We start from the raw sequence: 20738 nt of genomic DNA, 5'->3' as shown, positions 1-20738 counted from the left end.
TTTGCTATCTGTTTTCAAATGGTTTTAATTTCAGTCAATTTTATTCTAGAAAAATATGGGCCGGTATTGCTTACCTATCAGGCTCATCAAACTGACTTTCTTAACTTAAATTGCATCCCATTGGTGGGTTAACACAGGAACATTGTTAGTCACATCGGTCTCTAATTGTAATATTGAAACAAACGCAATATTTTGCCATAACGATAACGTGAAAGTTTGCCCAGACTTGATCTCTCCCACCCCTTTGGGAGTGCCAGTCATAATGACATCACCGTCATTTAATGACATAAACTTTTGAACTTCTTCAATTATAGTATCGAGTGAGTACATCATTTGGTCGCTGTGCCCTAATTGCACCATTTGACCATCTATAGATAAACTAAAACACCAGTTTGAAGTGACATCATCAATTGCAATAAATTGACTAAAAACCGCAGCACCGTCAAACGCTTTGGCTCGTTCCCACGGCAACCCTTTCGACTTAAGCTGAGACTGCAATTGCCTTTTAGTTAAATCAAGCCCTAAGCCCACATAAGCAGGGCGACCGGCTTGCATAATAAAACATAATTCGGCTTCGAAATGTAATGGTTGTTGGTGAAACGAGTGTAACTCATGAGAAATTGCACTATTAGGTTTTACAAATACCACCATATCTTCGGGCACTTCATTGCCTAACTCATAAATATGATCAACATAATTTCGCCCAATACAAATAACCTTGGAGGGGGTGATTTTATGATTATGATTAGTGTCAACGTTATTCATAAAAAACCTTATTAAATGACTTTCAGACACATTATCTTTTAGGTAATTGAAAAATACTACATTTAAACTTCCATTGGCCGATATAAGTAACAAATGATGTTCTGCTAAATTCAACACACATGATCTATTTAAATTTTTGACTACAATCAATATGATTGACTCCGTTTCACCTATAACAAAAAATAAGAGACACTAAATGAACTTGTTTGAGCTAACCATTAAACAAAAAATCGCCTTGGGTTTTGCAACCATTGGCATCTTGCTGTTAGCTGGAAGTAGCTTTTTCTATCGTTCTTTAAGTCAAATAAACACCGCTAATACCAATATAGAAACCTTAGCGGTTCCGGTTCAAACTCAAAGTAATACTCTACAGCTTATCTTATTAAAAATGGTTAAAACTGGTAGTTCGGCCTACTCTCAAACAGGCAATACCAATATCAACGCCAGTTTTAACCAATTTAAAAAACTTCAGCAAGAATATACTCATACCTTGGATGATTTAGCCGATAAAGTCGCCGACCAACCGAATATGAAATCGGCACTAGATAAAGTAATGGCTCAATACAGCCAATATATTTCTCATAGCCAAACAATGTTCAATGCCAAGTTAAATATAGAAACAGCTAAAGCCGATTACCGAGCTCAATTTGAGCGATTTCAAGACATCAAAGACAATGCCAGTAATAGCATGATTGATTTAGAAATGATTGACGCTGGCACTCAAGCTAAATTGCTTGAAGAGGTCATCGGAACGGGAACTCGAATTGATGACACCTTATATAATATGGGAAATATAATGGGTGAAGTGGCACGTTTCATCGATGTCACCAATGTAGATAACCACCAGCAAGATGTATTTATGATGCTGACCAATATTGAAACTAATTTTCAATATTTAAAGCAACAAGCCTACGGCCTACCCGCTGATGAAATATTGGCTATTTTTGACCAAGAATTTAACCAATTAAAAGCATTATTGGACCAACCTGGTAGTTTATACCAAAGTCAGCGACAGGTTGTTGGGGTAATAAAACAAGCAGAGTCAGCCTATAGCCAAGCCAATCATTTTTTTGATGCCAGTTTTGCAGAGCTCAATCAATTAATGACGCTAGCAGATCAACGTTTCAATGATTACCAAAATGCGGCAGCTAATGAAATTAGTACCGCACAAACCTTAGCTATTGGGTTGGCTATCGTGTTTATTATTCTGGCAAGCATCATTTACTACTTCACCTCAAAAGCCATGTTAGGCCCCCTTCAGGCGGTGAACAAAGCTCTCGCCAGAATTGCCAGTGGAGACTTAACCAGACGACTCAACAAGCGTAATGATGATGAGTTTGGTGAGCTAATGGACAATATCAATAAATTATCTGATGACCTAACCTCATTACTACAAGACATCAGCCGTGATGCACATTTATTAGATGAGTCGGCGTTGAGTTCTCAAGTACAAGGAGAGCAAATAGCCACTTCTGCAGGAAGCCAAATTGCCCATATTTCCCATGCGAAACAACTCGCTGAACAAATTCATCTAAGTTCAAATGAAGTGAATGAGCAAACCAGTGAATCCGCCCAACAAATTCAATTAGCATCACAACAAAGTCAACAAGTTAAATCCATCGCTGACGATAATAGAAGCCGGATTGAGCAACTCTCAAACGACTTAGTTAACTCAGTGAATATAATGAATACGTTAAGCCAGCACAGTGACAATATTGGTGGAATTTTAGTGACCATCAGTGCCATTGCCGACCAAACTAACCTTTTAGCTCTTAATGCTGCAATTGAAGCGGCACGAGCCGGCGAGCATGGCAGAGGCTTTGCTGTTGTGGCAGATGAAGTGCGTTCTTTAGCTTCAAGAACCCAATCGTCAACGGCTGAAATTCAGACTATGATTAACGCGCTGCAAAATGAAACAACTAATGCCGTTAACGCTATATCCCAAGGCCAAGACCAAGCGAATCAATGTGTTGAACAAAGCCAAGCTCTACACGATGCTATTGAAAAAATCGAATCGGCGCTACTCACCATTAACGCCATGAGTGAAACCATTAATAGTGCGGCTCATCAGCAAGTTAACTATAGCCAACAGATTGAACAAACCATGGTTGAAACCACAGAAGCGGCTAAGCATAATGCTCAAGACTCAGCCGATATGGCTAAACGAAGCCAAGAGCTTAATCAGCTTGCCCACTCATTAACGGATTCAGTTGAACGCTTTAAGTTGTAATTTTAAACGCCAATTTTAAATGCTAGCGGTGTAGAAATAAAAACGGCTTGCATTGCTGCAAGCCGTTATTTGAGCCAAGGTTGATAAACCTAGTCCCAAAGAAACTCTCTAAAGTGCTTACGACATACTGACTCATATGTCTCGTTACCACCAATAGCCACCTGTTCGCCCTCTTGCATTGGCTTACCATCGCCATCAAGACGCACCACCATGTTAGCTTTGCGACCACAATGACAAATGGTTTTAAGCTCAACCAGTTTATCAGCCCAAGCCAATAAATACTGGCTACCCACAAACAATTCGCCCTGAAAATCACTTCTCAGGCCATAGCACAACACCGGAATGTTTAAATTATCTACCACGGTGGTCAGCTGCTTAACTTGTTCTTTAGATAAAAACTGACTTTCATCGACTAAAACACAATGAATAGGTTGCTGTTGATGCGACTGGGTAATAATCTCAACTAAATTATCATCACTTTTAAAGACTTGAGCATCGGTTTGAATACCAATTCGCGAAGCGACTTTACCAACGCCATAACGGTCATCTATTGATGCTGTCATCACCAAAGTGTGCATACCACGCTCACGGTAGTTATAAGAAGACTGTAATAATGAAGTTGATTTACCCGCATTCATTGCTGAGTAATAAAAGTAGAGTTGAGCCAAAATAAAATTCCAAATTTACTGATTTGGTAAATTTTACTCGCAACCCGATATAAACCACAAACAAAAATGCCGCACAATGTTAATTGAGCGGCATTTAAATAATAAACCTTTAACTTAGGTTAGCGGGCGTAATACTTCAGTCCCACAACACTGACGGCAAACACAGCACAACATGCCATAAACCCAGCCATTACAGATGCGGTATAACCCAGTACCACATAACCAACAATACTAATCAAAGCCACAATTAACGCATAAGGCAACTGGGTAATCACATGGTCAATGTGGTGACAACTCGCCCCTGTTGAAGACAAGATAGTCGTATCTGAAATTGGCGAACAATGATCACCAAATACTGCTCCAGCTAGCACAGCTGACAGCATCGGCAACATCATTGTCGAGTCACTTCCCATAGCCATATCAGCGGCAATTGGCAACATGATACCGAATGTGCCCCAGCTTGTTCCGGTAGAAAATGCGGTGATACCCGCCAAAATAAACAATACGGCAGGTAATAAAGCAAATGGAATCGCGCCCGTGACTAGGCTGGCCATGTATTTACCTGTTTCTAATTGCCCAATAACGCCTGCAATAGACCATGCAAATAATAAGATATAAATAGCAGGCAACATTGAACGTGCACCCGCAGTAATACCTTTGATAATCAATTCCATTGACAATTTTTGAGCGAAAGCTAAACCTAACGTGACAATAAAGCCAACAATTGAGCCATAAAATAATGACTGGCTCACTTCAGTATTTTCGAATGCGCCCAATACCGAGAATGCGTTGCCATCTGCCGCTAATACATCCGCACCACTGCTTATCATAAAGTATAAAGTGGCGGCAATTAACGCTAAAATAGGTAAAAACAAGCCAATAATTTTACCGGTATCTGCTTCAGGTAAATCAGCATTAGCTCCTGGAGGTAAGCCTTTAGACTCGTCAAATAATTCACCCTTTTGCGCTTTTAATTCATGCTGGCGCATTGGGCCAACATCTAAGCCCCAAATAGCCACACACAAGAGTAATAACATGGCAAAGATGGCGTAAAAGTTCATTGGAATCATTTGAACAAATACACTTAAATGACCTGATTCAGTAAAACCATGTGCCGTTAAAATCCCACCAATTAACGCAATAATGTATGCGCCCCAACTTGAAACAGGCGAAATAACGCAAATAGGCGCGGCTGTAGAGTCTAATAAATAGGCTAATTTAGCGCGAGAAATATAGTAGCGGTCAGTAATTGGTTTTGAGATAGAGCCCACAACTAAACTGTTAAAATAGTCATCAATAAACACCACACAACCTAAAAAGACGGTCATGAGTTTAGCATCACGTTTATTGCGAATACGGTTTTTCGCCCACTCAGCAAAAGCGCGAGAAGCGCCACTGACTGTGATCAACGCCGTGATCATGCCTAGCATGACCAAGAAACCTAAAATTTGTAAATTCCAACTATTGAGGGCACCATCGTCCCAAACAAGTCCTTTAACGGTATCCACTAAAAATAGGCTAGTGTCACCTAATGAGAATTGAGTTAACAGTAAAGCGCCAAGTAAAATACCTACCCCAAGTGAAAGTAAAACTCTACGGGTAAAAATGGCTAATAAAATTGCTACCACAGGTGGCAATAGAGACAATGCCGAATCGGCGTGACTAAGTACGTTCATTATTTTTTCTTCGTGTGTGTACGAATGGAGGGCGACTGAACCGGTGCAAAGGTAATGAGATACCTTAGAAACACCTGTCCTATCAGTAGCGCTCCATAGTAATTTTTCTTTGTCATCCCGACAAAAAATACTATGGCAGTGCAGCACCTATTCGGTGGCAGCACCAGCTGTATTGACCGATATCAATGACAACTTCGGCACTAAATCCTTTCAAGGTACATCATCGGCATCACCCTACCTACCTCTACTTATATTTAGCGCACCTCTACTTTAAAGGGCAAAAATGCGAGCACATGAAAACACAGCGGCTATGGGGATGCCACCCCATAACCGCATACCGTGAAGTGCGTCACACTTTAAATCAAATTGTTTAATGCTGGAACAGCATCAAATAAATCAGCTTCTAAACCATAATCCGCAACTTGGAATATTGGCGCTTCAGGATCTTTGTTAATAGCCACAATCACTTTAGAGTCTTTCATGCCAGCAAGATGCTGAATTGCTCCAGAAATACCAACGGCAATATACAAGTCAGGGGCAACAATTTTACCGGTTTGACCCACTTGTAAATCATTAGGCACAAAACCCGCATCGACTGCGGCGCGAGACGCACCTACAGCGGCACCCAATTTATCAGCTAATTGTTCAAGAATAGCAAAGTTTTCACCGCTACCCATGCCTCGACCACCAGAGACAATAATGCCCGCATTACCTAACTCAGGACGTGCTGACACAGTTAATGTTTGCGAAACGAATTCAGTTGAAGCTGAAATCGCTTGAGTTAGCGCGACAACTTCTGCATCACCTGTCGCTGCCACAGCATCAAAAGCACTTGAACGAACGGTCATCACTTTTTTGTCATCTAAACTTTGTACTGTAGCTAATGCATTACCCGCATAGATAGGACGAACAAAGGTATCTTCTGACTGAACGGCAACCACTTCAGAAAGTTGGCTCACATCTAATAATGCTGCAACACGAGGTAAAGTATCTTTGCCTACACTAGAAGCAGCAGCTAAAATGTGTGAATAATCACTGGCAATATCTAATATTAATTTTGCCGTATTTTCAGCAAGTTGATTGGCATAAACAGCTGAATCAGCTATCAACACTTTACTTACACCCGCTAAAGATTTGGCAGCTTGAGCAACATCATTGCATTGGCTACCCGCAACAAGTACATGAATATCACCACCAATGGCAGACGCCGCAGCAACAACTTTAGCCGTATCTGCTTTTAATTGGGCATTATCGTGTTCTGCTAAAACTAAAATAGTCATGTTAGATCACCTTCGCTTCATTTTTTAATTTTTCAACTAACTCTTCAACAGAAGACACCATGATCCCCGCTTGACGTTCTGCAGGAGGAGCAACGTTAAGCACGGTTTGATGCGACTTTAATGTCACCCCTAAATCATCAATGCTTAAAGACTCTAACGGCTTACGCTTGGCCTTCATGATATTGGGTAAAGAGGCATAACGAGGTTCATTTAGACGTAAATCAACGGTAACCACTGCAGGTAAAGCCATTTTAAGGGTTTGTAGTCCACCATCAATTTCACGAGTGACTACAATATTGCTGTCTTCTACTTTCACTTCAGACGCAAAAGTCGCTTGAGGCATATCCGCTAAAGCAGCTAACATTTGTCCTGTTTGATTGTTATCTCCGTCAATAGATTGCTTACCAAAAACGACTAATTGAGCTTGTTCTTTTTGTTGGACAGCTAGAAGTAATTTGGCAATAGATAACGGAACTAACTCTTCATCGGTTTCAACATGAATAGCTCGGTCAGCGCCTAAGGCCATTGCAGTTCGAAGTTGTTCTTGAGCAGATTTATTGCCAATAGTGACCACAACAATTTCAGTTACAACGCCAGCTTCTTTCAAGCGAACCGCTTCTTCTACAGCTATTTCACAAAATGGATTTAACGCCATTTTTAAATTAGCAGTATCAACATTAGAGTTATCAGCTTTTACCCTGACCTTTACATTGGCATCAACGACGCGCTTTACAGGTACCAATACTTTCATAGGGTTTCCTTTATTCACCTTGTCTATGGACTACACATTGGCAAAACCAATGCAAGATGGTCTCAACTTTACGTGCTGTTGACGTTAACGTCAACCTAATTAAAACGCCTGTTTAACAAAATATTAGCCCCTATATGGCAAGCTAAAGTAACACTTTACATTAAACTGAGATTTCGATAATCAATCTCTTTTAAACCTTTGCGATACTATTTTTATTAACCACAAAATTAGAGCATAAACTCAAATTCATCATCTTTGATAAAACTAGTGCGATATTTTTATAAATTTTAATTAATTTATAAAAATAAAATTGATCATATGCCCATATGTTTCTATTATATGAGTTAATTAATAATTCATTTGTTAATTGTTATTTACGACTTTAAATGTAATGTTTTGAATGCTTATGTTTACTTCTAAAAGAATTTGTCTTTAAGGAGCGAAGTCAAACTAATAGTAAAAATGAATATAAATAGTTATTCATCAAACTTTTATTTGTACGACATGTGTCAATCCATTCAATATTCAATAGCAAAGGTTTCAAATCCCATCTAAGTAGGGCATATAAGATTATGAGTGATTTTTTAGATATTTTAACCCATGGCCGTCGTTTTAAAGCTGCAGTGAAAGAATTAACTGCTGATGAATTACGTGAGGTTGCAGCTAAGTTAGATAAAGTTATTGTCGAGAAAGAAGAAGAAGCGAAAGCTGAAGAAGCTGCAAATGCTGAACGAAATGCACGAATTGCTGAAATTCTTGCTCAAATTGAAAACAGCGGTTTATCTATTGAAGACTTTGGGGATGTTGCCGCCGCGAAACCCGCGCCTAAAAAGCGTGCTCCTCGTCCGCCTAAATATCAGATAACGGTTGACGGTGAGTTAATTCAATGGACTGGCCAAGGCCGTATGCCAACAGTATTCAAAAACCAAGTGGATGCGGGTAAATCAATTAATGATTTCTTAATCCCTGGAATGGAATAACTCCCCCTTCTATTGTGAATTAGCGCTTACTTAGGTAGGCGCTTTTTTTGTGGAAAAATAAAGTTCGCTTTATCCTCAAATAAAGAAAAGGTAAACTAAATAAAATTTCGCATTAATGAGCCAACCTATGCACTCTCGTGTTTCTAACGTATTAACCATCACTTCTTTAAGCTTGGTATTAACTGCCTGTGCAGGTGACTATGCTTTCAACACCAATCTTGATAGTGAAAAAATTAATGACTATTTCAAAGTTGGCGAGGTAACCGTTTATGAAGGCAGCAACTTGCCTAAAGGCAAATTTGACATGCTAAGTTTAGTTGAAGGCGAATCATGCCAAGAACAAGCCAATGACGCCCCATCATCAATATCTGATGCCAGAACTCAGGCACGTCAAAAAGCTGCGGAACTCGGTGCGACAGGCATTATCATTCAGCATTGTATTGATATAAATGAGCCTGACTCAGTTTGTGTGTCTAGGAGCATCTGCTCAGGACAAGCCATTAAATCAGTACAAGTTAACTAACTGAAATTAACGTTTTTTCGTTATTGTGATTTCCCGTAATAAAAAGTTGAACAATCACCATGTTTTCATCTCAAATCAACCAAGTTGCAATCTGCCGCACACCTTATAAGCAAAAATTTGGTATTCCACGACAGCCTGGTCTAGTTGATGTTAAGGGATATGTTGAGCTAACGGGAGAGCTTAATAATCTAGATGCAGTTAGAGGCATTGAGCAATATTCTCATATTTGGTTATTATTTTGCTTCCATGAAAACCTTGAACAAGGTTGGAAAACAACGGTCAGGCCTCCACGGCTTGGTGGCAATGAAAAACTAGGTGTATTTGCTACCCGCTCAACCTTTCGTCCCAATGGTATTGGTCAATCCGTGGTAAAACTTCATGGTGTTGTCGAGCTCAAGGGTAAAGTATGTTTAGAAATATCAGGAATGGACTTACTTGACGGGACACCAATAATTGATATTAAACCGTATATTCCTTTTTCTGATGCCATTGAAAATGCCATTGGCGGTATTGCACAGCGAGCACCTGAATTAATAGAGGTAAAATATTCTATTAAAGCACTTGAGCAAATTAATGAGTTAATGCAAAAACAACAATATAGTGAATTAAAGTCATTAATTTCAGCGGTACTTTCTCAAGACCCTAGACCAGCTTATAAGAAAGCGAAAGAAGATGCTAAAATTTACCAAGTTGCCTTATATGATTTAGATATCTTATGGCAAGTGACTGATGAGGTTATTACTGTTATGGAATTAAAACCCACCTCGGTGAAGTAAACCACGATTCTATACTCACCCTCTATTATTCAACTTTATATTCAACTGGAATTAAGTGATGGCTGAAATCGACTATCAGCAACAGCATAAAAAAAGATTATCTTGGATGCCTTGGTTATATTTCAGCCTTAAGCCTAAATTATTGTCGTGGGCAAAACCGTGGCAAGATGCTATTCAAGCTGAATTAACTCAACTTGAAACCGTTAACATTGGTCAACAATGCTTCATTGCCCCTGAAGCTCAGTTATTTGCCGAACCCGGAAGAGACATTATCATTGGTGATAAATGTATGATTGCCGCAGATGTTTTTATGCATGGTCCAATAACCTTAGGTGATGAAGTGGCCATTAACCACAGCTGTAGTTTAGATGGTGGAAGGTCAGGTATTCATATTGGTGCGCAAACCCGCATAGCCAACAATGTAACGGTTTACGCATTTAATCATGGTATGACCCCAGACACCCCGATATATCAGCAGCCTGTTTCGTCTAAAGGGATTTATATTGGAAAAGATGTATGGATTGGTGCTCAAGCAGGTCTAGTTGACGGTATTACCATTGGTGACCATGCCATTATTGGAATGGGCTGTATTGTTACCAAAGATGTGCCCGCATATGCAATCGTTGCAGGTAACCCTGCTAAAGTGATTGGCGACAGACGACAAAAGACATCATAAAACCTCCCGTATAGATGAATAATCAGGTGACATAAGCGCTTCAAGTGCTAAAATGTCGCCCATTGAATTTTATTTATATGGAAACCGAAATGCGCGTAAGTAAGTACCTGCTTTCAACACAAAAAGAAACCCCAGCAAATGCTGAAGTCATCAGCCATCAATTAATGCTTCGAGCGGGAATGATCCGTCGTAACGCTTCAGGTTTATACAGCTGGTTACCGTCTGGTTTACGTGTACTTCGTAAAGTAGAAGCTATTGTACGTGAAGAAATGAATAATGCAGGTGCTGTTGAAATCTTAATGCCGCTTGTTCAACCCGCTGATCTATGGGTTGAGACCGGTCGTTGGGAGAAGTTTGGCCCTGAATTACTGCGTTTTCAAGACCGTCACAACCGTGATTTCGTCTTAGGCCCAACCCATGAAGAAGTTATTACCGACTTAGTCAGAAAAGAAGTTAACTCTTATAAACAGTTACCTTTAAATCTATACCAAGTTCAAACAAAGTTTCGTGACGAAGTTCGACCTCGTTTTGGCGTAATGCGCGCACGTGAATTTTTGATGAAAGATGCCTATTCTTTCCATTTAGACCAGCAAACGATGGATGAAACCTATGAATCCATGTATACCGCTTACTGCAATATTTTAACGCGTATGGGCCTTGAGTTCCGTCCAGTTCTTGCAGATACGGGCTCAATTGGTGGTAGCTTATCCCATGAGTTCCATGTACTTGCCAACAGTGGTGAAGATCTTATCGCTTACTCAACAGACAGTGATTACGCTGCCAACATTGAAAAAGCGGAATCACCAATGCCAACAGAAACGCGCGGTGAAGCAACACAAGAGCTTCAACTAGTTGACACACCTAATGCCAAAACCATTGCGGAATTAGTTGAGCAATTTGAATTAACGATCACTAAAACGGTTAAGACATTAATCGTTAAAGGTGCAACAGATGAAGCGCCATTAGTGGCCTTATTAGTTCGTGGCGATCATGAATTAAACGAAGTAAAAGCTGAAAAACTTGAACTAGTTGCATCGCCTCTTGAGTTTGCTACTGAAGCTGAAATTCGCAGTGCTATTGGTGCAGGCCCTGGCTCATTAGGCCCTGTCGGGTTAACTATCCCATTGGTTGTTGACCATAGCGCAGCAGTATTGAGCGACTTTGCTGCAGGCGCCAACCAAGATGATAAACATCATTTTGGCATTAACTGGCAACGAGATGTTGCTTTAGCAACCACCGCTGATATTCGCAACGTGGTTGAAGGTGAAACAACACCTGATGGCCAAGGAACATATGCTATGGCACGTGGTATTGAAGTGGGTCATATTTTCCAACTGGGTACTAACTACTCTGAAGCCATGAACGCCACCGTGTTAGACGAAAACGGTAAAGCTCAAGTATTGTTGATGGGATGTTATGGTGTGGGTGTTAGCCGAATTGTGGCTGCCGCTATTGAACAAAACCACGACGATAGAGGCATTATTTGGCCTGAAGCTATTGCGCCTTTCCAAGTGGGTATTTTACCAATGAACATGCACAAATCTCATCGAGTAGCAGAAATAGCTGAAAAGCTTTACGCTGATTTACAAGCTGAAGGAATTGAAGTGTTAATGGATGATCGTAAAGAGCGTCCAGGTGTGATGTTTAATGATATGGAGCTTATCGGCTTACCGCACGTGGTAGTAATTGGCGATAGAAACATTGATGAAGGCGTATTTGAATATAAGAATCGCAGAACTGGCGAAAAACAAAATATTCCTTTTGCTGAATTAATCGATTTCTTAAAAGCAAACGCTAACCAATAACTGACTCACTTTAAAGATTTAGTTCACTAAAAAACGCACGTTAAAGTGCGTTTTTTTATAAGCTTAAATAAATATCAATTTCCAGCCCTTGATTAAGCTCAGACGTTATTTCAAGCCTTCCGCCTAACTTCTGAGTCACTAAATTATAAACTATCGACATGCCTAGCCCTGTCCCTCCAACTGCTCGTGCCGTGGTAAAAAACGGTTGAAAGATCTTGTCTTTCACTTCTTGTGACAAGCCTTTACCATTATCTTTGTAATATAATTTCACCTCATTACCACAGGTTTTTGCTCCAAGAATAATGGTTTTATCGCCTTCAAAACCTTCAGGAAAGGCATGGCGGAAACAGTTAGACACTAAGTTGGTGAAGATTTGAGCTATTGCGCCTGGGTAAGAATCTATCATGATTTTTTCGGGTAGCTCAATAATTAACTCAATATTATGCTTACGGGTAAGCGGCCGTAATGGGGTGGATATTTGCTCTACATATTCCGTTAAATCAAAATGCTCTTTCTCCAAAATTAACTGATCTGCTGCCGTACGTTTAAAGTTATGCACCAATTCCGCGGCCCGAGACAAATTTCGATTAATTAGCAACAAACCATCGTTCATTGTGTCGATAAAATATTCAAATTCTTGCTCTTCTAACTCACCAGATTCAAATAGTTTTTTTAGCTTGTTGAGCTCATCAATACAATGACTTGTTGAAGTGACAGATATTCCCAAAGGAGTATTAACTTCATGGGCAACACCTGCAACTAAATTACCTAAAGTCGCTAATTTTTCACTTTCTATTAAAGTGGCCTGAGTCGCTTTTAAATTGTCTAATGCTTGCTGTAATTCATGGGTTCTTTCAGCAACAATTGACTCAAGTTCAGCATTTAACTTTTCTAATTCTGCTTGTTTCGCTCTGACTTGATTTGCATTCACTGCACGGCCATACAAATCAGCTAAAGAGCTAACAAAAACCTCTTCATCTCGGGTCCATTCTTTAAGGCTTCCGCGGTTCTCACAACAAATAATGCCAATCATTTTACCGGCATGTCGAATAGGACTATCAAGCATAGAAACAATGCCTAAAGGTTTTAAATATATGTCTCTAAACTCTGCGGTGGCGGGGTTAGTGCACGCATCAGATGCAGCAATAACTCGCTCATTATCAAGTGCGTTAAAATATTGCGGAAAGTTTTCTCTTGTTAAGGTTATATTTTCTTGTTGAGTATCGTTATCGATTAATAAATAACACTCTATTGATTGCCTATCATCTGCTAAACGCCATATACCCGCTCGCTCCACCTCAAGTCCATAACAAATAGATTCAATTATTAACTTGGAGGCATGGGTTAAATCACCTTGGTCAATGGTGTCTGACTGACTCACTTTAAATAACACATTATCAAGATGTTGATTCATAGTCTTAGGTTTCTTCGTGGCCGTCAGGCATTTCAGTTTGTATGGCAACAAACCTTTCCATTAACGCTAAACTGGCCTCACAAATATTGGGGTCAAATTGTTTACCTGATTGCTCTAATACATATTCAATGACTTTTTCTGCTGGCCAAGCAGGCTTGTAGCTACGTTTAGATAATAAGGCATCAATTACATCCACAATAGCCATAATTCGTCCTTCTAACGGTATTTCTTCACCACTAATGCCTCTAGGGTATCCATCCCCATCCCATCGTTCATGATGAGTATAAGCAATTCGTGCGCCCATTTTGGCAATAATCCGATTTGAATCTGCGAGTAAGTTATACCCTTTTTCAGCATGGGTTTTCATAATCTCCCATTCTTCAGGGGTTAACTTTCCAGGCTTGTGCAAAATACTTTCTGGAATCCCAATTTTACCTACATCATGTAAAGGAGCTGCATGGCGAATGGTTTCTATAAATTCACTTGACTGCCCTAATTTTTCTGCAAGCAGCTCACTCATCAACGCCACTCGTCGAACATGAGCGCCCGTTTCTTTGCTTCGTTGTTCGATAGCATCACCAATAATAAGAATGAGCTCTTTTTGAGTTTGTTGTACATTCTCTTTGCCTGCAAGATTTTCAAAAGTTAAGCTAACATTAGCGGCAAACAACTCTAATATACGAACTTGAAGCGGCGTTAGTGCGGTGTTGTGTTGAAGGTATAGAATACTGGTCACATCATTACCAAACTCATAAAAGCCCACATAGACATTGTCATGGATAATGGATTTTTTAAGTGCTATCGCCTCAATAATATATTCTTTTACCTCACCAGGTAGAGACTCTACATTTTCAATTTCACTGTAGCTAACCATATTTCCAGTGGTTGCCAGTAAGTTCATTTGAGTGTCTTGATATAAATCTTGGTGGTAACTCGTTAAGTAAAGAGCAGAGCTTTGTAAATTTAACAGCTGCAGGGTTTGCTCTAATACCGCACTACCAAAGTGATGTAGTGTGTTGCTACGTAAAACAGAAGAAGAAGCAGAAATCACTTTTTCCATGCCACGTTGGCTTTGTTCAATGGTTTTGATATCTCGGTAAGAACGTAATGAGGTATAAACGCAAGATTTGAGTTTAGATGCGGTAAGCTCAGTTTTGGCTTTGTAATCATTAATATCAAAATCACGAATGACCCGCTCTTCAGGTGCACTACCAGGTTGACCGGTCCTTAATATAATACGTGTTGACTGATTTTTTAACTCGCCTCGAATTCTTTCTATTAAATCTAACCCTGCATGGTCATGTTCCATCACAACATCAACAAATGCTAAGGCAATATCTGACTCTTTCTTTAATAGTTCAAAACCTTCAGCAGCACTATAACAGGAATAAAACTCTAACCCTCGCTCATCCAGCTTAAAATGACTCAATGCGAATTTGGTGACGTCATGAACTCCTGACTCATCATCAATAATGGCAACTTTCCATGGCGGTAACTGTGCTCTTTTTTTTTGATCATCGCCATTCTTACTGGGCATTTCTGATGACTTTTTAAACAGGGCCAATTTGGGTATCCTTAATTGTTTGTTTTATTCTAGGGCGAGAAACTGTTTTGTGTCGACTTATTCTTATACCCCTATAGTTAATAGCTGATAGATACCGTATTTGTCAAAAATTTAGTTCAAATCAGCCACAAATCACCACCATTTTATTAACTTACACACTCAGACTAAAAAGATATCCGACTAGTGTATAAACTTAAAACAGGACATACTTGGGTTAGTTAATAACAGAATTAAGGCATTAACTAACATCAACGCAATCTTGGGTTATCGATAAACCATTAAAAAAGGTAAGTTAATTGTGACAATTGGTCTTGTTCTGGGCGGCGGTGGTGCTCGAGCCGCATACCAAATTGGGGTGTTAAAGGCGATAGTTCAATTCTACCCTAGGAACCATCATATTCCATTCGACATATTAAGTGGCACTTCAGCAGGCGCTATCAATGCGACATCACTTGCTACTCACGCTTCATGTTTTCATCTAGGGGTGAAAAAATTAGAGTGGGTTTGGCGTAACTTTGAAACAAGTAAAGTGTATGAGGCATCAATATTTGGAGTTTTAAAACACTTATCAAAAATGGCTTTAAAGGGTTTACAAAATGACTTAGCCAGTAATGATGCTGGCAGCTTACTTAATAATCAGCCTCTTAGAGACTTACTCAATCAACTCATCGACTTTAATAGAATTGATAGAAATATCCATTTGGGTGCCTTAACGGCCTTAAGTGTTGACGCCTCTTGTTATAATAACTCTTTGTCATATAGCTTTTTTCAAGGTCATATGAGTATTAAAGAATGGAAACGCGCAAGGCGTCGTGGTGTTCGCAACCCTCTTATCACTGACCACTTATTGGCGAGTTCTGCGATTCCTCTAGTTTTTCCTTCAATTAAATTAAATCGTGCTTTTTTTGGCGACGGTTCTGTTCATCAATTATCGCCATTATCAAGCCCTATTCACCTTGGAGCGACAAAACTATTTGTGATTAATTTAGATAGTCCCCAAAAGAACAGTGAAAAGCAATTTAGACAACACCCTAAAACGGCAACGATAACCGGCCATCTCCTCGACACGATTTTTTCAGATACGCTCAATAGCGATTTGGAACGCCTGACACGAATTAATGAAACACTAACCTTAATCTCAGATACCGATAAAGCAAGCCTGAACCTGAAAAGTATTGAGACCTTTGTTATTAAACCCAGCGAAGATTTAAGTCAAATAGCGGCGAGGTATTATGAAGAAATGCCAATAGCCATTCGCTATCTACTTAAATTATTTGGCATAAGCCAACAGTCGGACTCAAGTATTGTGTCGTATCTATTGTTTGAGAAGGCCTATACCAGCAGTTTAATTGAACTAGGCTATCAAGATGCTATGTCTCAAATTGATGAAATAAAGCAATTTTTCGACATTGAATAACGACCTGAGAATCAATAACTTACAATGCCAACGTTGTTTGATGGCATTCCAGATTGGCAAGCAACATAGAACAATGCGCAAAGATTAAATTCAAATACTGCCATGTCATATTTATTTAATATGTTTTTTTTAAGCTTAATAGCGATGTACTGATTCGGTTAAGTAAATCTGCACACCTAGGCCGATAAAACACATGCAAAGATTTTCACCGTAAAAAGCTAAATATTTTGCTTTAGCTTTTTACACCTTTAAGGTAAAAAGAGCCTGTACCAATAGCGGTATAGTATTTGGAAAGCTGAAAATGGCACACACATTTGAATTTGATGAAGATGACGTACCTTGGGGTGATAACTTAAAAGGGAAATCGAAACCTAAAAAGGTAAAACAACGTCGACGAGATCTTAAACGTCGTTATTTTGATGACCACGCAGAGGTGGAATTTTCACCCAATAAGTGGCGATAACCTTCACCATATCATCAAGTTTAAAAAGCAAGTTAACTACAACTTGCTTTTTTTATGGGTAAGCTAACGGATAGCTTAAAAATTTACATCCACAACGTAAATTAGAACCTTGAACCTATGCCAAAGAACACACCATCTTCAAAAGTTCGACTACGAGTATGTTCATACTTAAATCTTGATTTTTTATAACCGACATAAATCGCTAAATTAGGGTTAAATCGATATTGAACCTTACCTTCATACTCGGTATATCCATCAAGGTTTGAAAATGAAAGTACTGAAGGCGCATAATAGCCGCCCCCTATAAGCGAAATATTTTTGCTTACTTGCAAACTATATTGTCCACCTACAGCAACCGCATTTCCATTAGGTGCATCATCAAACCACACGTGCACAAATTTAGGGCCAATAGCAAAACTATGCGGACCATCCTCATGGGTCATGAGAATAGAAAAATGAGCAAGTTGACCTTTTTTATCTGAATAAGTGTAACCTCCGCCAAAGGTTGCATTATCACTAAGCCTTGAACGCATCTCTATTGAGGCGACATCTTCACTTAAATTAAAATTAAAATCGGCTGCGTAAACTGAACTCGATAGAGCGGCTAAAAGCATGGGAATATATACGTATTTTTTCATTGTTACCTCATATTTCTTTTTATCAAAGAATAATACTGAAGCAAACAATAAAAGTATTTAAAAATCATCAACATAAAACAACATAGCAACATTCTTACCACAACACCTTGTCAGTTAATCAACATTAATCAACAACCAATCAGTGCTTTTGCAGAGTGCATTAAGTACATATGACACGAGAATGTTTAATTGTTATAAATACAACAACGTCGCTAATCCTAAAAAGGTGAAAAATCCAACCACATCAGTCACTGTCGTTAAAATGACTGAGCCAGATAAAGCAGCATCTTGATTCAATTTTTGTAGTAACATCGGCACCATGACTCCTGCAATAGCAGCAATTGCCATATTGATAAGAATGGCACAGCCAATAATCAATCCCATAATGACGTCATTGAACCACCATCCAGCAATTAAGCCAATAATAACCGCCCATAACGTACCATTTAATGCACCGATACCCAGTTCGTTTTTCATTAATGAAAAGACGTTACCTGCTGATATTTGCCCCATGGCCATGCCACGAATCATCAAAGTAAGTGATTGGCTACCTGCAATCCCCCCCATCGAAGCCACTATCGGCATAAGTACCGCTAAAGCAACAACTTGAGATAAAACATCTTCAAATAAACCAATAGTAGCTGACGCTAAAAAAGCGGTCAGAAGATTAATACCTAACCATACAGCACGTCGTCTAGCCCCCACTGTAATAGGGGCGAATAAATCATCGTCCTCATCCATACCTGCTGTTGCCATTAATTGTGACTCGTAATGTTCTCGCACTAATGCAGTGGCAGTTCTAAGAGTCATTCGACCAATGAGAATACCGTGTTCATCTACTACAGGAAACTCTAGCTCGCGACTATGCTCAATGGCTTCAGCAGCCTCTATTAATGACAAATCAGCAGATATAACTCGGCTGTCAGGCCAAATTAAAGTTGACAACAATGCTTGTGAATCGGCTTTGTACAAATCATAACGTCTAACGGTACCAAGGTACTTATCATTAGTATCGACTAAAAAAAGATGATCATTACAATCAAGATCTATTCGCCTAAAAAATCGTTGGCCTTGAGCAACAGTAGAGTCAGGGTTTAATACCAACATTTGATGGTCGGCATAACGACCAATTTCATTTTCATCATATTGGTCATAAAGTTCGAAATGCTTACGCTGACGCTCACCCATTTGCGCAAGTGCACGGTCAGTTATACTGTCAGGTAAAGAGTCACTCCAATCAATCAGATCTTCTGGGCTGATTTGAGCAAAAAGAAAGTCGAGTTCTTCGTCTGGCATTTTTTTCAAAATACCCAAACGAGGATCTGCACGCATTAGGTTTAATACATCAACACGCTCTTCAGGCTCAACTTGCTGCCATCTTTCATAACGCTCATCTAACGGTAAGGACTCAAGTAAAATAGCCACTGTGCCTGATTCTGCTTCAGTCAGAATCTCACTAAATACCTCAGCTTGTTCTTCACCTTCAACCTCAGTTAATTGCTGAACAGCCTGGCTAACTTCTGTTTGTAGTATAGAGGTAGCATCCTGATCTTCGGATATTGGCTGGTGATTCATAGGTTCCATAAGCCCCCTCTTTTCTAAAGAAAATATTGGGCTGACTATATGCATTTTTTCATTGATTAGCAAACAGATAAATTATATTGCGCACAATTCTATTGCGCAATATACCTTTGCTGCTATAATTTTAGAATTATCATGATAAGTTGTTTTTCTTAACGAGAAATATTGTTCGAAAAGTGAATCACACAAAGTTATAGGAATTATTTATGAGTGCACCTATCTACAGTTTTACAGTTAAAGATATACAGGGAAACGATATTCACATGAACACCTTCGCGGGCAAGGTTATCTTAATTGTGAATACTGCGAGTAAGTGTGGCTTCACGCCACAATATCAAGCCTTAGAAACGCTTTATCAAAAATATAAACAGCAAGGTTTAGTTGTACTTGGCTTCCCATGTAATCAATTTGGACAGCAGGAGCAAGGTAATGAGTCTGAAATTAGTGAGTTTTGTGAATTAAACTTTGGCGTGACATTTCCAATGTTCAGCAAAATTGAAGTGAATGGCGATAATACTTCCCCCATTTATCAATATTTGAAAAAATCAGCAAAAGGTATTTTGGGCAGTCAATCCGTAAAATGGAACTTCACAAAATTTTTGGTGGATAAAAACGGCACTGTAATTGAAAGATATGCGCCGACGACTAAACCTGAAGATCTTGAAGAAAAAATTAAAAGTTTGCTATAAAGATTTATCTTAACTATCTGTAATAGTGATAATTTAAAATTCGAATTCAATAAAAGTAAAAATAATTAGTTTTATTTTGAACTTTTTTGCAGATGATGACTCAAATTTATTAATAGTGAATTTCACTTTGTTCATCATCTCCCTGGGACTTCTAGCGCGGTCCCCTTGATCTCTAAGTAGATCGCTAGGCAATCAGTTGATTGCCTTTTTTTATGTCTGAAGACTTATACCAATCGTAATAAATTTAAAGCAAAAAAAACCACTTTACAGTGGTTTTTTACATTCATCAATAATTAATGAATGATAATCTACGACAAATTTTGGTGGAGCCTAGCGGGATCGAACCGCTGACCTCAACACTGCCAGTGTTGCGCTCTCCCAGCTGAGCTAAGGCCCCTATTTTAATGTATAAACACTAAAATCATAAATAAGTGGTATCCCATAGGGGATTCGAACCCCTGTTACCGCCGTGAAAGGGCGGTGTCCTAGGCCTCTAGACGAATGGGACGCCGGTCTTACGTTTATACTCTGTAAGAGAGTGAATGCTCATCAATGCCTGTAGGCTAAACATCAATGCTATCGAATCGTTAACTTTACAGTCAACCACTCTTAAATAAGTGGTATCCCATAGGGGATTCGAACCCCTGTTACCGCCGTGAAAGGGCGGTGTCCTAGGCCTCTAGACGAATGGGACGCCGGTCTTACGTTTATACTCTGTAAGAGAGTGAATGCTCATCAATGCCTGTAGGCTAAACATCAATGCTATCGAATCGTTAACTTTACAGTCAACCACTCTTAAATAAGTGGTATCCCATAGGGGATTCGAACCCCTGTTACCGCCG

18 protein-coding genes, 3 tRNA genes and 1 riboswitch are annotated in these 20738 nt (G+C 39.3%); of the genes, 9 read left to right on the top strand and 12 right to left on the bottom strand.

All coding sequences use genetic code 11. The annotated features are described in order from the left end of the window. Positions 1-105: 105 nt before the first annotated feature. On the bottom strand, positions 106-765 hold the full coding sequence (locus tag L2672_RS16820) for a fumarylacetoacetate hydrolase family protein (RefSeq protein WP_248997004.1): 660 nt from the start codon (positions 763-765) through the stop codon (positions 106-108). A gap of 202 nt (positions 766-967) precedes the next feature. Here L2672_RS16820 and L2672_RS16815 point away from each other — a divergent pair, with 202 nt between their 5' ends. Further along, positions 968-2995 (top strand): methyl-accepting chemotaxis protein, encoded by a 2028-nt coding sequence (locus tag L2672_RS16815; RefSeq protein ID WP_248997016.1) that lies wholly within the window; start codon positions 968-970, stop codon positions 2993-2995. Positions 2996-3084: 89 nt separating this feature from the next. On the opposite strand, the gene L2672_RS16810 is transcribed toward L2672_RS16815, so the two are convergent. From L2672_RS16810 to L2672_RS16795, 4 genes are all read right to left on the bottom strand, one after another. Then, complete coding sequence (locus tag L2672_RS16810) at positions 3085-3663, bottom strand: thymidine kinase (protein ID WP_248997003.1); 579 nt, start codon at positions 3661-3663, stop codon at positions 3085-3087. Between the two features lie 119 nt (positions 3664-3782). After that, positions 3783-5339: a Na+/H+ antiporter NhaC family protein gene (locus L2672_RS16805; RefSeq protein ID WP_248997002.1), complete on the bottom strand. Its 1557-nt coding sequence runs from the start codon at positions 5337-5339 to the stop codon at positions 3783-3785. A 78-nt stretch (positions 5340-5417) separates the two neighbouring features. Then, a riboswitch (Lysine riboswitch) is annotated at positions 5418-5615 on the bottom strand. Between the two features lie 80 nt (positions 5616-5695). Then, positions 5696-6619: an electron transfer flavoprotein subunit alpha/FixB family protein gene (locus L2672_RS16800; protein WP_248997001.1), complete on the bottom strand. Its 924-nt coding sequence runs from the start codon at positions 6617-6619 to the stop codon at positions 5696-5698. A gap of 1 nt (position 6620) precedes the next feature. After that, the gene (locus tag L2672_RS16795; protein WP_248997000.1) at positions 6621-7370 is read right to left on the bottom strand and encodes an electron transfer flavoprotein subunit beta/FixA family protein; all 750 of its coding nucleotides are present in this window, start codon (positions 7368-7370) and stop codon (positions 6621-6623) included. A 572-nt stretch (positions 7371-7942) separates the two neighbouring features. Here L2672_RS16795 and L2672_RS16790 point away from each other — a divergent pair. From L2672_RS16790 to L2672_RS16770, 5 genes are all read left to right on the top strand, one after another. Continuing rightward, entirely contained in the window at positions 7943-8350 is a 408-nt protein-coding gene (locus L2672_RS16790) for an H-NS histone family protein (protein ID WP_248996999.1), read from the top strand. A gap of 127 nt (positions 8351-8477) precedes the next feature. Beyond that, positions 8478-8873: an Rcs stress response system protein RcsF gene (gene rcsF, locus L2672_RS16785; protein ID WP_248996998.1), complete on the top strand. Its 396-nt coding sequence runs from the start codon at positions 8478-8480 to the stop codon at positions 8871-8873. Between the two features lie 59 nt (positions 8874-8932). Continuing rightward, positions 8933-9649: a tRNA (N6-threonylcarbamoyladenosine(37)-N6)-methyltransferase TrmO gene (tsaA, locus tag L2672_RS16780; protein ID WP_248996997.1), complete on the top strand. Its 717-nt coding sequence runs from the start codon at positions 8933-8935 to the stop codon at positions 9647-9649. A 58-nt stretch (positions 9650-9707) separates the two neighbouring features. Continuing rightward, positions 9708-10325, top strand: a complete 618-nt coding sequence (locus tag L2672_RS16775; protein ID WP_248996996.1) for an acyltransferase — start codon at positions 9708-9710, stop codon at positions 10323-10325. A gap of 89 nt (positions 10326-10414) precedes the next feature. Then, positions 10415-12130, top strand: coding sequence for a proline--tRNA ligase (locus tag L2672_RS16770; RefSeq protein WP_248996995.1), 1716 nt, complete (start codon positions 10415-10417; stop codon positions 12128-12130). 55 nt (positions 12131-12185) lie between these two features. Here L2672_RS16770 and L2672_RS16765 read toward each other — a convergent pair whose 3' ends face one another. After that, positions 12186-13544: a sensor histidine kinase gene (locus L2672_RS16765; RefSeq protein ID WP_248996994.1), complete on the bottom strand. Its 1359-nt coding sequence runs from the start codon at positions 13542-13544 to the stop codon at positions 12186-12188. Between the two features lie 4 nt (positions 13545-13548). Further along, positions 13549-15108: a DUF3369 domain-containing protein gene (locus L2672_RS16760; RefSeq protein ID WP_248996993.1), complete on the bottom strand. Its 1560-nt coding sequence runs from the start codon at positions 15106-15108 to the stop codon at positions 13549-13551. Positions 15109-15406: 298 nt separating this feature from the next. Here L2672_RS16760 and L2672_RS16755 point away from each other — a divergent pair, with 298 nt between their 5' ends. Together L2672_RS16755 and L2672_RS16750 are read left to right on the top strand one after the other, a co-directional pair. Then, positions 15407-16525 (top strand): patatin-like phospholipase family protein, encoded by a 1119-nt coding sequence (locus tag L2672_RS16755; protein WP_248996992.1) that lies wholly within the window; start codon positions 15407-15409, stop codon positions 16523-16525. Between the two features lie 301 nt (positions 16526-16826). Further along, on the top strand, positions 16827-16988 hold the full coding sequence (locus L2672_RS16750; RefSeq protein WP_248996991.1) for a small highly charged protein: 162 nt from the start codon (positions 16827-16829) through the stop codon (positions 16986-16988). 101 nt (positions 16989-17089) lie between these two features. Here the strand turns inward: L2672_RS16750 and L2672_RS16745 are convergent, their stop codons facing one another. Next, positions 17090-17626: a YfaZ family outer membrane protein gene (locus L2672_RS16745; protein WP_248996990.1), complete on the bottom strand. Its 537-nt coding sequence runs from the start codon at positions 17624-17626 to the stop codon at positions 17090-17092. A gap of 192 nt (positions 17627-17818) precedes the next feature. After that, positions 17819-19201, bottom strand: coding sequence for a magnesium transporter (locus L2672_RS16740; protein WP_248997015.1), 1383 nt, complete (start codon positions 19199-19201; stop codon positions 17819-17821). Positions 19202-19413: 212 nt separating this feature from the next. Between L2672_RS16740 and L2672_RS16735 the strand changes: the two genes are divergently transcribed. Then, positions 19414-19896 (top strand): glutathione peroxidase, encoded by a 483-nt coding sequence (locus tag L2672_RS16735; protein ID WP_248996989.1) that lies wholly within the window; start codon positions 19414-19416, stop codon positions 19894-19896. A gap of 321 nt (positions 19897-20217) precedes the next feature. On the opposite strand, the gene L2672_RS16730 is transcribed toward L2672_RS16735, so the two are convergent. The 3 genes from L2672_RS16730 to L2672_RS16720 form a co-directional block, all read right to left on the bottom strand. Then, positions 20218-20293: transfer RNA gene (locus L2672_RS16730), tRNA-Ala, on the bottom strand. Positions 20294-20328: 35 nt separating this feature from the next. Then, positions 20329-20404, bottom strand: a tRNA-Glu gene (locus tag L2672_RS16725). A gap of 110 nt (positions 20405-20514) precedes the next feature. Continuing rightward, a tRNA-Glu gene (locus L2672_RS16720) sits at positions 20515-20590 on the bottom strand. Positions 20591-20738 lie beyond the last annotated feature (148 nt).

It is taken from the genome of Shewanella gaetbuli (genome assembly GCF_023284065.1).
Lineage (GTDB): Bacteria > Pseudomonadota > Gammaproteobacteria > Enterobacterales > Shewanellaceae > Shewanella > Shewanella gaetbuli.
Note: the sequence above shows the minus strand (reverse complement) of the source record. Positions and strands in the feature narration are given on the sequence as shown.